The sequence below is a fragment of the Gudongella sp. QWL-04 genome, from assembly GCF_058683975.1.
Window position 1 is genome coordinate 236,821 of record NZ_CM178754.1, and the last position, 13,659, is coordinate 250,479.

Below are 13,659 nucleotides of genomic sequence, written 5' to 3' on the forward strand. Positions count from 1 at the left end.
AGGGTACGAAAATGGTCTGTGCAGCGTGTGTAGTTGGCGGATGTTTTAGCCTCGTTGTACTTAAATTTAGTTAGGGGGAATGTATCTTGAAAGCTTATCCTACGGATAAAATCAGAAATGTAGCTTTGCTTGGACACAGTAGCAACGGAAAAACCACTTTAACTGAAGCAATACTTTTTGCAACAGGTGTAACTACAAGACAAGGGAAGGTAACAGACGGAAATACAGTATCTGACTTCGACAAACAGGAGATTGCAAGAAAGGTTTCCATCGGTACATCTGTTATCCCAATAGAGTGGGACAACTACAAATTCAACCTGCTTGATACTCCTGGATATTTTGACTTCGTAGGCGAGATGTACGGCGCCAAGAGGGCGAGTGAAGGCTCAATTCTTCTTGTGGACGTATCCTCAGGTATAGAGGTAGGTACAGAGAAAGCATGGAAGAATCTTGAAAAGTATTCAACTCCAAGAATCGTCTTCGTTAACAAGATGGACAAGGAAAATATAAACTTTGAAAAATTGCTGGAGGATCTGAAATCAGAGCTGGGAGAGAAGATCATACCTTTTGCTCTTCCTATCGGTTTATCAAATGATTTCAGGGGCTTCGTTAGCGTTATAGATGGAAAAGCATATGAATATAACGGAAAAGTTAGGAAGGAGATCCCAGTCCCCGGCGATATGGAGTCAGCTGTAGAAGAGATCAGAGAAAATCTGATGGAAAAGATAGCTGAATCTGACGAAGAGCTGATGGAGAAGTACTTTGAGGGAGAAGAGTTTACTCCTGAAGAAGTAGAAAAGGGAATCAAGGCATCGGTTGCATCCGGAGATCTGGCACCACTGGTTGTTGGCTCAGCTGAAAAAACCATCGGTGCAGACTTCCTTCTTGAAATGATTCAGAAATACATCCCATCTCCTGCAGACGTAGGGACCTTTAAGGGAACTAAGGATGACAAAGAGGTAATCAGAAAGGTTGATGTCAACGAGCCGTTCTCAGCGGTGGTTTTCAAAACCATAGTTGACCCGTTCGTCGGCAAATTGACCTTATTTAAGGTAGTTTCAGGCAAAATCACCAAGGACACAGAGGTATTCAACTCAACCAAGGATAAGACAGAGAAGCTTGGAGGGCTGTTCCTCTTGAGAGGAAAGAACCAGCTTGAGGTGGCTGAGATCCAGGCAGGGGACATTGGAGCTACGTCAAAACTTAATTATACTCAAACCGGGGATACCCTTTGTGATAAAGGCAATCAAACCCTTTACGATACGATAAGCTATCCGCAGCCTACTCTTTTCATGGCAGTTGAGCCTAAGAACAAGGGCGACGAGGAAAAAATCGGCACATCCCTAAACAAGCTTATGGATGAGGATCCAACCTTCGTGGTGGACAGGAATACTGAGACCAAGCAGCTTCTTATCGGAGGACAGGGTAATATGCAGTTAACAGTTATCGTGGATAAGCTTAAGCAAAACTTTGGAGTAGACGTTCTTCTTAAGAGCCCCAAGATCGCATATAGAGAGACTATTAAGGGAACTGCTTCTGTACAGGGCAAGCATAAGAAGCAATCGGGCGGAGCCGGTCAGTACGGAGACGTTCATGTCAGATTTGAACCATGTGAAGAGGAATTTGTATTCTCAGAAGAGATCTTTGGCGGTTCAGTCCCAAGAAACTTCTGGCCTGCAGTTGAGAAGGGCTTGAGGGAATCACTTGAGCATGGTATTCTTGCCGGGTGTCCTGTAGTGAACGTTAAGGCTACTTTGTTTGACGGTTCATATCATGACGTTGACTCTAACGAGATGGCGTTCAAATTGGCTGCTCAGCTTGCATTCAAGAAGGGTATGGAGGCAGCTAAGCCTGTGCTTCTTGAGCCTATTGTAAAGGTTGAGATCGTCATCCCGGACACCTACATGGGTGATGTTATGGGCGACATGAACAAGAGAAGAGGTAGGATCCTTGGAATGGAGCAGCAGGCTGATGGTTCGCAAAAGATAACTGCGGAAGCTCCTCACTCAGAGATGTTTGAGTATGCAATTGACCTGAGGGCTATGACACAGGCGAGAGGCAGCTTCACCATGGAATTCACCAGATACGAGGAAGTTCCTGCTATGATCGCAGAGAAGATAGTAAACGATTACAAGGCTGAAAGAGAAAACCACTAATAACTGCCCGGCTGATTACACAAAAACCAAAGAGTATTAAAATAACGCTGAATAAGCGTTATTTTTTAGGGTAAAAGACAAAGAAAGTCAAAGTCAAGAAGGAGTTGATCATATGGCTGGACTGAGCAACCACATTGAGAGCTTTATCAAGGAGCTTCTGGAGCAGGCTGACGGTATTATCGAGATCCAGAGGAATGAATTGGCCAGCTATTTTGACTGTGCACCGTCTCAGATCAATTACGTCCTCAGTACGAGATTCAGCCCCTATAAAGGGTACTATATCGAGAGTAGAAGAGGCGGCGGTGGGTATATAAAAATAGTAAAAGTCAACCTTCAGGATGATCTTAATATAAATAACATACTTAAGAATATCCTTGGAGATTCAGTCACTGAGAACAAAGCTAATGAGATAATTACAGCTCTGAATGAGGAAGGTATTATAGATAGGAGAGAGGCTGAGATAGTGCGTGCTGCAGTAAGCGATCGAGCATTCGACTGCGATGCCAGGAGCAAGAATATCATTAGGGCCTCTGTCTTAAGGAACATCCTACTGGTGCTTATAGACTAAATAAGGAGAATGGTCATGCTTTGCGAATCGTGTAAAAAAAGAGAGGCAAGAGTGCATTACACAGGAGTAATAAACGGAGTGGTAGAGGAGCATCATCTTTGTGAAATATGTGCAGCTGGGATCCAGGACCATATTGGGGGGAAATTTCCTCTTCACAAGCTTTTTGAGGGATTAACCATAAATACCAGATGTCCCGAATGCGGACTGAGCTATGAAAAGTTCAAGGCAACAGGCAAGCTTGGTTGCTCAAAATGCTACGAGGCATTCGGGGATGATCTTAAAGGTGTGATCAAGGGCATCCATGGGCACACTCAGCACCGGGGTAAAATGCCGAAAAGAGGCTTTCCAAGATTGAAGCTGAAAAAAGATATCGAGGAGCTGACCCGACAGCTGGAGCAGGCTATTGCAGCAGAGGAGTATGAAAAAGCAGCTGTCATAAGAGACGAGATCAAAAGGGTCAAGGAACAGCTTGAGCTTAAGGACAGAGGTGAAGGCAATGACTAAGTGGCTTTCAGATACTGATTACAACGACGTCGTCGTCAGCACAAGAATTCGGGTAGCGAGAAACCTGAGGGAGCATCCTTTTCCAATATATGCCGACCAGCAGGAGGCAAAAAAGGTACTTCAGATCGTAAGAGATGCAATCGACAGCTCCTTTGAGGAAGGAAGCTTCAAACATTTCGACATGTCGTCCCTGGAGCCGAGGGAGAGGATGAGACTTATGGAGGAACATCTGATCAGTCCAGTGTTGGTCGAGCAGTCTGAGAAAAGCGGATTTTCTGTAAGAGATGATGAAAAGGTAACTATCATGGTCAATGAGGAGGATCACATAAGGCTTCAGACACTTCTGCCGGGCTTGGCTCTTTCAGAGGGGTGGGGACTTTGCTCCCAGGTGGACGATGCTCTTGAGGACAAACTGGATTATGCCTTTGACGGGGAATACGGATATCTTACTGCGTGTCCCACAAATACGGGAACCGGTTTGAGAGCGTCGGTCATGCTCCACATGCCTGCTGTGTCTATAACAGGACATATAGGAGGAATAATAGATGCACTTAAAAAGATCGGTCTGACTATTAGAGGAATATACGGAGAGGGCACCGAGGCGGTAGGTCATTTGTACCAGGTTTCCAATCAGCTTACCCTGGGTGAGACTGAAGAGGAGATACTTGAGAAGCTTGAACGGGTAGTCCACCAGATGATAAGGAGAGAGAGAAATACAAGGCTGTTCCTGCTAGATAAAAAGAACCTGGAGCTGCAGGACAGAGTTTACAGAGCTCTTGGTGCACTTAGATACGCAAGGACCATCTCATCCCGTGAGGCGATGGAGCTGATATCTGTTATTAAGCTTGGGTGTGACGTATCCTTATTGGAGGATTATAACGGCAGTGATTTGATAAGGGAAATGATAGAGATAAAGGCAGGAAGCATACAAAGCGGCTACGGACGAGCTATGAGCCAGGCTGAAAGGGACATGCTCAGAGCGGAACTGCTTAGAGAATACTTTAATTAGCGGAGGTAACATATGGGAATGTTTGGAAGGTTTACAGAAAGAGCTCAAAAATCAATTATGTTGGCTCAGGAGGAAGCAAAAAAGTTCAATCACAGCTATGTGGGAACTGAGCACCTGCTTTTAGGGCTTATGGCTGAAGAACAGGGAATAGCAGCAGTAACTCTAAAGGAAATGGGAGTGACTCTTGAGAACGCCAGGAAAGAGGTTTACGATATCGTTGGAATGGGTCCTGAAAGTGTTGAGCTTGTAGGAATGACTCCAAGAACTAAGAAGATATTTGAGCTGGCGTTCGCTGAGGCGAGAAACTTTGGTCACAATTATGTAAGTACGGAGCATCTACTCCTGGGACTTATTGCAGAGGGAGAGGGCATAGCTACTGCTATACTGAAGAGACTTGGGGTCGATCCTGCAAAGCTAGCCCAGGAGGTAGCCAAGAAGATGACCGAGGCGACAGCAAAGCAGCAGGTTCCAAATAATGAGAAAAAGCAGGCAACCAGCCTGGAGAAATATAGCATAGATCTGAATAAGATGGCGCAGAATGGAGAGATCGACCCGGTTATTGGAAGAACTAAGGAAATTGAAAGAGTCATTCAGGTACTCAGCAGAAGAACCAAAAACAATCCTGTGCTCATAGGTGAGCCCGGAGTAGGTAAAACTGCAATTGCTGAAGGCCTGGCTCAAAAGATCGTAGAGGGTGACGTGCCGGAGATTATTAAGGATAAGAGGATCGTAACACTGGATCTTCCTGGGATGGTAGCAGGAGCAAAGTACAGAGGCGAATTTGAGGAAAGGCTAAAGTCGGTTATGAAGGAGCTGAAGGATCAGGGTGACGTCATCCTTTTTATCGACGAGATGCATACCATAGTCGGAGCAGGGGCTGCTGAAGGAGCTATCGATGCATCCAACATACTGAAGCCTACGCTTGCAAGAGGGGAGCTTCAAATAGTAGGGGCAACTACCATCGATGAGTACAGAAAGCATATCGAAAAGGATTCAGCTCTGGAGAGAAGGCTTCAGCCCATAGTTGTTGAAGAGCCCTCAGTAAGCGATACCATAAAGATCCTTCAGGGCTTGAGAGACAGGTATGAGGCACATCATGGAGTCAAGATTACTGATGATGCTCTTGAAGCGGCAGCAGAACTTTCACACAGGTATATCGCTGACAGATTCCTTCCCGACAAGGCAATAGATCTTATAGACGAGGCTGCTTCAAAGCTGAGGGTAAATAACTACGTTGCACCGACCGAGCTTAAAAGGCTTGAAGAAAGGCTTGAAGAGCTGCAGCACGAAAAGGACGAGGCTATAAACACCCAGAACTTTGAAAAGGCAGCAAGGATAAGGGATGAAGAGAAAACTATCAAGGAGCAGATAGAGAGCAACAAGCTGAAGTGGCAAAGACATAAGCAGGAGACAAGTCTTATAGTCGGTTATGATCAGGTAGCAGAGATAGTCTCAAACTGGACGGGAGTGCCTGTAAGCAGGATGACGACCGAGGAAAGTGAGAGACTGCTGAAACTGGAGGAGCTGCTCCACAAGAAGGTCGTTGGTCAGGAGCAGGCTGTAAGGTCGATCTCGGCAGCGGTCAGAAGAGCCAGGGTTGGACTTAAGGATCCAAAGAAGCCTATCGGTAGCTTTATCTTCGTTGGGCCTACAGGTGTGGGAAAGACTTATCTTGCCAAGGCACTTGCCGAGGCTCTATTTGGAGACGAGGATGCTATGGTAAGAATAGATATGAGCGAGTATATGGAGAAACACTCTGTGTCAAGGCTTGTAGGCTCTCCACCAGGATATGTAGGCTACGAAGAAGGAGGCCAGCTGACTGAGGCTGTCAGGAGAAAGCCATATTCCGTGATACTGTTTGACGAGATAGAAAAGGCACATCCTGACGTATTCAACATGCTGCTTCAGATACTTGATGAAGGAAGACTTACTGATTCAAAGGGAAAAACAGTAGATTTCAAGAATACCGTCATAATAATGACCTCCAATGCCGGAGCAACCTCTCTCAAGAAGCAGAATGTGCTTGGATTTGCAGCTTCCTCAGATGTTGAGATGGAAGAATATGAGAGGATGAAGGAGATAATCACCGAGGAGCTTAAGCGGACCTTCAGGCCGGAGTTTCTCAACAGACTGGATGAAGTCATCGTATTCCACAGCCTGAAGGAAGACCAGATAATGGAGATAGTGGACATAATGGTGAGGGATCTGGAGAGCAGGATGAGCAAGGTAGGGGTAAACATTTCTATTTCAGGCGAAACGAAGAAGTTTATTGCCAAGCAAGGCTTTGATTCAGTATTTGGAGCTAGACCTCTTGAGAGGACGATCAGAAAGATGATCGAGGATCAACTGGCTGAGGAGATCCTGAAGGGTAGTGTTTCAAGAGATGAGGATATTGTGGTAGACTATGATGGAGAGAAGCTTCAGTTTACAAAGAGACAGCATTGATCGGAGAGTGGATGCCTTTGGCTAAAGCCGTAAGAATCAATAAATGCAAGATATGTGGATATGAAATGGTCGGGTATATGGGGAAGTGTCCTGAGTGTGGGGCCTTTGGGTCATTCGAGAAGCTTTCAAAGTCACCTGAAGGCGCAGCCTCAGAGCGAAGACCAAGGACTGATATAACCAGACTTAAGCAGATAAAGACCTCCAACAGCGAGCGGGTGAAAACCTCCCTGGAGGAGTTTGACAGGGTCATGGGTGGCGGTATAGTAAAGGACTCCATCACTATACTGACAGCGAAGCCCGGGGCGGGCAAATCGACCCTGCTGCTTCAGGTGGCAAATGATCTGGCAGCAAAGGGTGTAAGGGCTTTGTACGCAACCGGTGAGGAGTCGACCTCACAGGTAAAGGCAAGGGCTGACAGGATATTGAAAAACATCAGTGAAGATCTGTATATCGTATCTGACAACAGTATGGATTCAGTACTTGAGGTCATTGACCAGATCGATCCTGACTTTGTAATAGTGGACAGTATACAAACCTTTGTACTGGACTCATTTCCAGGCTCCAGAGCCGGGTCTCCCACACAGACGATGGAATGTGCTTATGAGCTTGTTAAGGTTGCAAAAAGCTCCAGTAAGCCCAGGATGGTGTTTGTAGTCGGGCAGATGACAAAGGAGGATGAGCTGGCTGGCGTAAGAGCATTGGAGCATCTAGTAGATACAGTGCTTGTGATCGAGGGAGACAGCGGTGAGGAGCTGAGGACTCTTTTTTCTACCAAGAACAGGTATGGGTCGACAGGAGAGATGGGGTTTTTCAACATGACTGAGGAAGGCTTGCTTTCCATAGACAATCCGTCAGAGTACTTTATGACCAGGAGAAGCGAGGGCAGCCAGGTATCAGGAAGCGCCCTAACGGTTGTAAAGGAGGGAACCAGGCCAATAATACTTGAGGTTGAATCTCTTGTTTCACACTCATTTACTCCATATCCTTCCAGGATAGGCGAAGCGCTTAAGAGAGAACAGCTGAATACTCTTATATCGATTTTAGAGCAAAGAGGAAGTATGCCTCTCTACGATAAGAATGTAGTCATCAAGACGACAGGCGGGATAAAACTGAAGGAACAATCATCCAACCTGGCAGTAATAATGAGTATCGTATCATCGGTCAAAGGTCAGGCGATTCCAGCAGGTACAGTATTTCTGGCTGATGTCGGGCTTACAGGTGAGATAAAAAAGATACCATCTCTGGATTCAAGACTAAGGGAGGCTGACAGAATGGGTATGACCACTGCATTTGTTCCCTTCGATGCCTCAATAAAATCCAAATTTGAAAATCTCAGTGTTAAGAGGGTCAGAAATCTGAAGGATGTAATTAATGGATCACTAAAATAAAACGCAAGAGGCTCAGCCTCTTGCGTTATTTCATTCCGTATATTCCCAGGGTCTTGGTTCTATCCAGCTCCTTGGCGATCGTTCCTGAAAGATCAAATTCCAGAGTGTTGGCCAATGAAGCCAGGAAGAACATATATGATCCTATTTCCTGCTCCAGTATCTCCTTACAGTTTGGGCAGATCTCACCAACTATATGAGAGTCCATCTTGTCCAGCATATCATTAAGCGAGGTCGAATTAAAATCCTGCTTTTTTGCATCGATCTCTATACAGCCGCAGAAGGTAACGGATTTGGCGATTGCCCTGTTGATCCTGGCATTATATTCGTCCAGCTTGGTCATGATGTCCAGTATGCTTCTGTGTCTGACCAATACTTCAGCTGCCTGCTCCTGCAATTCGGTTATTAGTCTTGCTTCGTTGTTACCCATATCCATCCTACCTCCTCTTTTTTCATCCTCAGTTTAATTATACTTTTCAATGCCTTGCCTTGTCAAACCCATAATAGTCTGCCTGAATAAACTCTCTATATATGTGTGAACGAATGGTGAAAAAATAGTGTTGACACTATGAAATGTTCTGTGATAATATATTAACTTTACATAATCGCCACCTTGCGCTATAATTTAAGAGTAAAGATATGTTAGGGGGGGATTGCATGTTTCATATCGGAGATAAGATAGTGTATCCAATGCATGGAGCTGGAGTAATTGAAGATGTCGAGATAAAGGAGATACTTGGAGAAAAGCGTGAGTATTTCATAATTCGCATGCCAATTGGTGACATGAAGGTGATGGTACCGGTTTCTAATGTTGATGATGTAGGAGTCAGGTACATCATTGGTAAGGAATATATAGAAGACGTAATGGATATCCTGAGAGGACGCAGGAGCACTATGCCTCAGAATTGGAACAGACGCTACAGGATGAATATGGACAGGATCAAGACTGGAGATATTGATGAGATCGCTGCAGTAGTTAGAAATCTGACTATACTTGACGATGAGAAGGGGCTGTCAACAGGTGAAAGAAAAATGCTGGGCAATGCAAGACAGATGCTGTTAAGTGAGCTTGTGCTTGCATCCGGGAAGACTATGCCTGAAATCGAGAAGCTGGTTCTTGATGCCATCAGGGAGTCGGAGAACCTTGAAGAAGAAATATAAATGGTAATTAGAGTAAAAACGAAGTATAATATTATGTATTGTTTATTGGAGGTGAGTATATGGTCAAAAGAATTTTAAGAATACTGATTGGATTGTTTGGAATGCTGATAGGTTATCTGGCTTACAGCCTTATGCGTGAATTTCAACTTTTCAATCTTGTTGGAGCAACTGAGTTTGCCGTGATCCTCTTATTCATTTTTACCTTTGGAATTATATTTTTTATTTTTTCTTCCTGGATCATGAAAAAAGGGCAGAATATAGCAAGATTGATCGAAGCTGAGCTTCAAAAATTCTCGATACAGAACATAGCTCTTGGAGCTATTGGACTGATAATAGGGCTTATAATAGCTTATCTGCTTAGTCAACCCCTCTACAGGATCAGTATTCCATATGTCGGAGTTGTAGCATCAATTGTTCTTTATGGTTTGTTCGGTTACCTTGGAATAAAGATACCGACCAGGAATATAGATGACATCACTACTTCTCTTGGGAATTTTGCAGGTAATGTTACTGGCGGAAGAAAAAGTGCGAAGGAAAAAACTAAGGCTGGCAGGTCCTGTCCAAAGATACTGGATACAAGTGTAATAATCGACGGCAGGATAGCAGACATCGTCAAAACTGGCTTTATAGAAGGACCGCTGGTTATACCTGAATTTGTACTGGAGGAGCTGCAGCATATTGCTGATTCTTCAGACGGACTGAAGAGAAACAGAGGAAGAAGAGGCCTTGATATCCTAAACAGGATACAAAATGAGCTGGATACTGAAATCATAATCCACGATAAAAAATTTGACGATATAGCAGAGGTGGACTCCAAGCTTCTGAAGCTTACTCAAATGCTAAAGGGTAAGATAATAACCAACGACTACAATCTTAATAAGGTTGCTGAGGTCCAGAGGATAGAGGTCCTGAATATCAACGAGCTTGCAAATGCAGTAAAGCCTGTGGTACTCCCCGGAGAAGAAATGGTAGTACAGGTTGTAAAGGACGGTAAGGAATCAGGGCAGGGTCTGGCTTATCTTGACGATGGAACGATGATCGTCGTAGAAAGCGGGAAAAGGTATATTGGAGAAACTATTGATGTAATAGTAACATCGGTACTTCAAACCTCTGCAGGCAGAATGATCTTTGCAAAGCCAAAGGCTTTGTCCGATAAAGCGGTCTAAGGTTATTACCATATCAGTATACGGGGTGAAGGAATGTATAAGAGTAATTACGTATCGGTAATAATAGCAGCTGCAGGCATGAGCAACAGGATGGGAAGCAAGATAAACAAGCAGTTCATAGTTATTGACAACAAACCCATACTTGCTCATACGATCGAAAAGTTTGAGCAGTGCCGATATATCGATGAAATAATCGTAGTAACAAAGGAAAATGAGGTAGATTATTGCCGCAAGGAGATCGTCAGGAAGTACGGATTTAAAAAGGTCTCCAACATCATAAAGGGTGGCAGAGAAAGACAGGATTCTGTCTATAATGGGATCATGGCTCTTAATGAGAAGGTAGATATAATACTTACTCACGATGGGGCGCGGCCTTTTGTTAGACAGGAATCCATCATCAAGGGAATAAAAGGTGCCTTTGAACTTGGAGCGTGTGTTATTGGCGTTCCGTTGAAGGATACGATAAAGGTCGTAGACGACAGCGATATAGTACATCATACTCCGAACAGGTCATTGTTGTGGGCGGCTCAGACACCACAGTGCTTTAAGGCAAAGCTCCTTAAAGAGGGCTATGAATATGCGATCTCAGAGAGAATTCTTGGAACGGACGACAGCTCTCTGGTGGAGAAAAAGGGCTACCCTGTTACTATGCTTATGGGGAGCTATGATAATATCAAGATCACCACGCCTGAGGACCTTATAGTTGCAGAGCTTATAGCTGCCGGTAAATATACCGGAGCGATCAATTCCGAAGGCTTATAGGAGGATAATATGAGGATAGGCATAGGCTATGACGTACATCAGCTTATTGAGGGTAGAAAACTTATACTGGGCGGAGTAGAAATCGAACATGAGAAGGGCTTGCTGGGACACTCGGATGCAGACGTCTTGGTACATTGTCTGATGGATGCCATGCTGGGTGCGATGGCTGAGGGCGACATAGGGAAGCATTTCCCTGATACTGACCAGAGCTATAAGGATATATCAAGCCTGATTCTCCTTGAAAGAGTAAAGATTCTAATGTATTCCAAAGGGTATAGACTGGTGAATGCTGACTGCGTGGTTGCTGCACAAAGACCAAAGCTTGCCCCGCATATAGATAGGATGAGGGAAAATATTGCTGAAATACTTGAGACATCCCCGGATAATATCGGGATCAAAGCCACAACCACTGAGTGGCTCGGCTTTGAGGGAAGAGAGGAAGGAATATCAGCACAGGCAGTGTGCCTGATAGAAAAAATGGATTGACAACAAAGACACATTTGTGTAAACTAATCAATATTAACGAAGAAGGGGAATAGTAGCGGTTTTCATGGTCCAAGAGAGGAGATCCAAGGCTGAAAGATCTCTGGCCCGCTGTGTCGCAAACCCGTCCCGGAGTATCTGGAGCACCAGACGCAAGGCAGCGTTATAGCCATAAAGTGAACCCTTGTGGTTTATAAGAGTGGTACCGCGGAACCGACCCTTCGTCTCTTGCTGAGATGAAGGGTTTTTTGTTAGCATAAAACTATACCAACGAGGTGAATTGAATGAGAATGTCAAAGATGTATATGCCAACCCTGAGAGAGGTGCCTTCAGAGGCCGAAATACCAAGTCATCAGCTTCTCCTTAGGGCAGGTATGATAAGAAAGCTTGTAAGCGGAGTGTATTCCTACCTGCCTTTAGGCTATAGGACGATCAGAAAGGTAGAGCAGATCGTAAGAGAGGAAATGGACAGAGCAGGCTCCCAGGAGCTCCTTATGTCGGCCATCCAGCCAAGAGAGCTTTGGGAAGCATCTGGAAGATGGGCGAATTTCGGACCTGAGATGTGGAGACTGAAGGACAGGAATGACAGAGAATTCTGTCTAGGGCCTACACACGAGGAATATTTCACTGATCTTGTTAAGGATGAGGTCAGATCCTACAAGCAGCTTCCCTTGAACCTGTATCAGATACAAACCAAGTACAGAGATGAAAAAAGACCTAGATTTGGTCTTATGAGGTGCCGTGAGTTCATTATGAAGGATGCTTACAGCTTTGACATCGATGAGGACGGCATGAGAGAAGCATACCAAAAGATGTGGGACGCCTATGATGCCATATTTACAAGATTAAAACTTGATTACAAGGTGGTTCAGGGCGATACGGGTGCAATGGGAGGAAAGGTATCCCATGAATTCATGGCTATGAGTGATGTTGGCGAGGGAGTTGTAGTTTATTGTGATCATTGCGACTTTGCTGCAACAGATGAAAAGTCTGCAGTGGTGTACACAGCTCCGGCTCATAGCAAGGATCAGCTTCAGATGGAAAGAGTCAAAACACCTGAGGTCAAGACTATCGATGCCCTTGTCGAATTCTTTGGAACAGAAAAATACGTGTTTGGCAAGTCATTGGTATACTCGGTGCAGGGCAAGCCAGTTGTTGTAATAATACCTGGTGATCGTGAGCTTAATGAAACTAAGCTTGCCAATTTCCTCGGGGTCGCAGGACATGAGCTTGAAATGGCTGAAGAGGATATGATCATAGAGATAACAGGAGCTAACAAGGGCTTTACTGGTCCTGTTGGACTAAAGGAAGGCACAAGGCTCATAATAGACAAGAGAGTAACTGAAATTGCAAATCTTGTTGTCGGGGGCAATGAAACTGACTATCATATAAAGAACGTCAATTTTGGAAGAGATTTTACAGGAGAAGTTTCAGAAGATCTATTGATGGTTGTAGAAGGCGACAGCTGTCCTGTCTGTGGCGAACCTCTTAAGATGGCAAGAGGGATCGAGGTTGGGAATATTTTCCAATTGGGAACCAAATACAGTACAAGTCTTGGGGCAAACTTCCTTGATGTGAACGGCAAGGAAAAGCCTTTCGTAATGGGGAGCTATGGAGTTGGAGTATCAAGGACTGTTGCCGCCATAGTAGAGCAATACCATGACGAGAAAGGTATCAATTGGCCGCTGGTAGCTGCTCCTTACCATGCGATCATAACGGTGGTAAATTCTAAGAATGAGGAGCAAGCTGAGCTTGGAGAAAAGCTTTATTCAATGCTGACATCGATTGGTGTGGAAACTCTTCTCGACGACAGGAATGAAAGGGTAGGAGTCAAGTTCAACGACAGGGATCTTATAGGAGTGCCTGTTCAAATAACTGTTGGAAAGAGGGCAGCAGAGGGAGTCGTCGAATTTTCCCTTAGATGCAGTGACAATAAGGAAGAAATCGGGGTTGATGTCTTAAAGGGAAGAATTGAAAGTGTTTTTGCAGAAGCAGGATTAAAGTTATAAAATCAAGAATA

The 13,659-nt window shown here is 44.6% G+C and carries 12 protein-coding genes; 11 read left to right on the forward strand and 1 reads right to left on the reverse strand.

The window, feature by feature from the left end; translation table 11 throughout:
- Nucleotides 1-86 precede the first annotated feature (86 nt).
- The 6 genes from fusA (at nt 87) to radA (ending at nt 8,070) form a co-directional block, all read left to right on the forward strand.
- The gene (gene fusA / locus AC4PHB_RS01130; protein WP_492136849.1) at nt 87-2,156 is read left to right on the forward strand and encodes an elongation factor G; all 2,070 of its coding nucleotides are present in this window, start codon (nt 87-89) and stop codon (nt 2,154-2,156) included.
- 112 nt (nt 2,157-2,268) lie between these two features.
- Entirely contained in the window at nt 2,269-2,724 is a 456-nt protein-coding gene (locus AC4PHB_RS01135; protein ID WP_492136850.1) for a CtsR family transcriptional regulator, read from the forward strand.
- Nucleotides 2,725-2,739: 15 nt separating this feature from the next.
- The gene (locus AC4PHB_RS01140) at nt 2,740-3,228 is read left to right on the forward strand and encodes a UvrB/UvrC motif-containing protein (RefSeq protein ID WP_492136851.1); all 489 of its coding nucleotides are present in this window, start codon (nt 2,740-2,742) and stop codon (nt 3,226-3,228) included.
- Nucleotides 3,221-4,237: a protein arginine kinase gene (locus AC4PHB_RS01145; RefSeq protein ID WP_492136852.1), complete on the forward strand. Its 1,017-nt coding sequence runs from the start codon at nt 3,221-3,223 to the stop codon at nt 4,235-4,237. The genes AC4PHB_RS01140 and AC4PHB_RS01145 overlap by 8 nt, the downstream gene beginning before the upstream one ends.
- A gap of 12 nt (nt 4,238-4,249) precedes the next feature.
- Nucleotides 4,250-6,682 (forward strand): ATP-dependent Clp protease ATP-binding subunit, encoded by a 2,433-nt coding sequence (locus AC4PHB_RS01150; RefSeq protein ID WP_492136853.1) that lies wholly within the window; start codon nt 4,250-4,252, stop codon nt 6,680-6,682.
- An 11-nt stretch (nt 6,683-6,693) separates the two neighbouring features.
- Nucleotides 6,694-8,070 (forward strand): DNA repair protein RadA, encoded by a 1,377-nt coding sequence (gene radA, locus AC4PHB_RS01155; protein WP_492136854.1) that lies wholly within the window; start codon nt 6,694-6,696, stop codon nt 8,068-8,070.
- A gap of 25 nt (nt 8,071-8,095) precedes the next feature.
- On the opposite strand, the gene AC4PHB_RS01160 is transcribed toward radA, so the two are convergent.
- Nucleotides 8,096-8,497 carry a DUF1573 domain-containing protein gene (locus AC4PHB_RS01160; RefSeq protein ID WP_492136855.1) on the reverse strand — a complete coding sequence of 134 codons (402 nt, stop codon included), beginning with the start codon at nt 8,495-8,497 and terminating at the stop codon, nt 8,096-8,098.
- A 227-nt stretch (nt 8,498-8,724) separates the two neighbouring features.
- Between AC4PHB_RS01160 and AC4PHB_RS01165 the strand changes: the two genes are divergently transcribed.
- The 5 genes from AC4PHB_RS01165 to AC4PHB_RS01185 all read left to right on the forward strand — a co-directional run bounded on the left by AC4PHB_RS01165 (nt 8,725) and on the right by AC4PHB_RS01185 (nt 13,648).
- On the forward strand, nt 8,725-9,228 hold the full coding sequence (locus tag AC4PHB_RS01165; protein WP_492136856.1) for a CarD family transcriptional regulator: 504 nt from the start codon (nt 8,725-8,727) through the stop codon (nt 9,226-9,228).
- 59 nt (nt 9,229-9,287) lie between these two features.
- Nucleotides 9,288-10,394 (forward strand): PIN/TRAM domain-containing protein, encoded by a 1,107-nt coding sequence (locus AC4PHB_RS01170; protein WP_492136857.1) that lies wholly within the window; start codon nt 9,288-9,290, stop codon nt 10,392-10,394.
- 33 nt (nt 10,395-10,427) lie between these two features.
- Complete coding sequence (gene ispD, locus AC4PHB_RS01175) at nt 10,428-11,156, forward strand: 2-C-methyl-D-erythritol 4-phosphate cytidylyltransferase (protein WP_492136858.1); 729 nt, start codon at nt 10,428-10,430, stop codon at nt 11,154-11,156.
- A 9-nt stretch (nt 11,157-11,165) separates the two neighbouring features.
- Nucleotides 11,166-11,642: a 2-C-methyl-D-erythritol 2,4-cyclodiphosphate synthase gene (gene ispF / locus AC4PHB_RS01180; RefSeq protein WP_492136859.1), complete on the forward strand. Its 477-nt coding sequence runs from the start codon at nt 11,166-11,168 to the stop codon at nt 11,640-11,642.
- Between the two features lie 281 nt (nt 11,643-11,923).
- Nucleotides 11,924-13,648, forward strand: coding sequence for a proline--tRNA ligase (locus tag AC4PHB_RS01185; RefSeq protein ID WP_492136860.1), 1,725 nt, complete (start codon nt 11,924-11,926; stop codon nt 13,646-13,648).
- Nucleotides 13,649-13,659: the final 11 nt, after the last annotated feature.

Coding starts and splice junctions, on each gene's coding strand:
- AC4PHB_RS01135 (WP_492136850.1), top strand. CDS start 2,269: ATGGCTGGACTGAGCAACCACATTGAGAGCTTTATCAAGGAGCTTCTG.
- AC4PHB_RS01140 (WP_492136851.1), top strand. CDS start 2,740: ATGCTTTGCGAATCGTGTAAAAAAAGAGAGGCAAGAGTGCATTACACA.
- AC4PHB_RS01145 (WP_492136852.1), top strand. CDS start 3,221: ATGACTAAGTGGCTTTCAGATACTGATTACAACGACGTCGTCGTCAGC.
- AC4PHB_RS01150 (WP_492136853.1), top strand. CDS start 4,250: ATGGGAATGTTTGGAAGGTTTACAGAAAGAGCTCAAAAATCAATTATG.
- radA (WP_492136854.1), top strand. CDS start 6,694: ATGCCTTTGGCTAAAGCCGTAAGAATCAATAAATGCAAGATATGTGGA.
- AC4PHB_RS01160 (WP_492136855.1), bottom strand. CDS start 8,497: ATGGGTAACAACGAAGCAAGACTAATAACCGAATTGCAGGAGCAGGCA.
- AC4PHB_RS01165 (WP_492136856.1), top strand. CDS start 8,725: ATGTTTCATATCGGAGATAAGATAGTGTATCCAATGCATGGAGCTGGA.
- AC4PHB_RS01170 (WP_492136857.1), top strand. CDS start 9,288: ATGGTCAAAAGAATTTTAAGAATACTGATTGGATTGTTTGGAATGCTG.
- ispD (WP_492136858.1), top strand. CDS start 10,428: ATGTATAAGAGTAATTACGTATCGGTAATAATAGCAGCTGCAGGCATG.
- ispF (WP_492136859.1), top strand. CDS start 11,166: ATGAGGATAGGCATAGGCTATGACGTACATCAGCTTATTGAGGGTAGA.
- AC4PHB_RS01185 (WP_492136860.1), top strand. CDS start 11,924: ATGAGAATGTCAAAGATGTATATGCCAACCCTGAGAGAGGTGCCTTCA.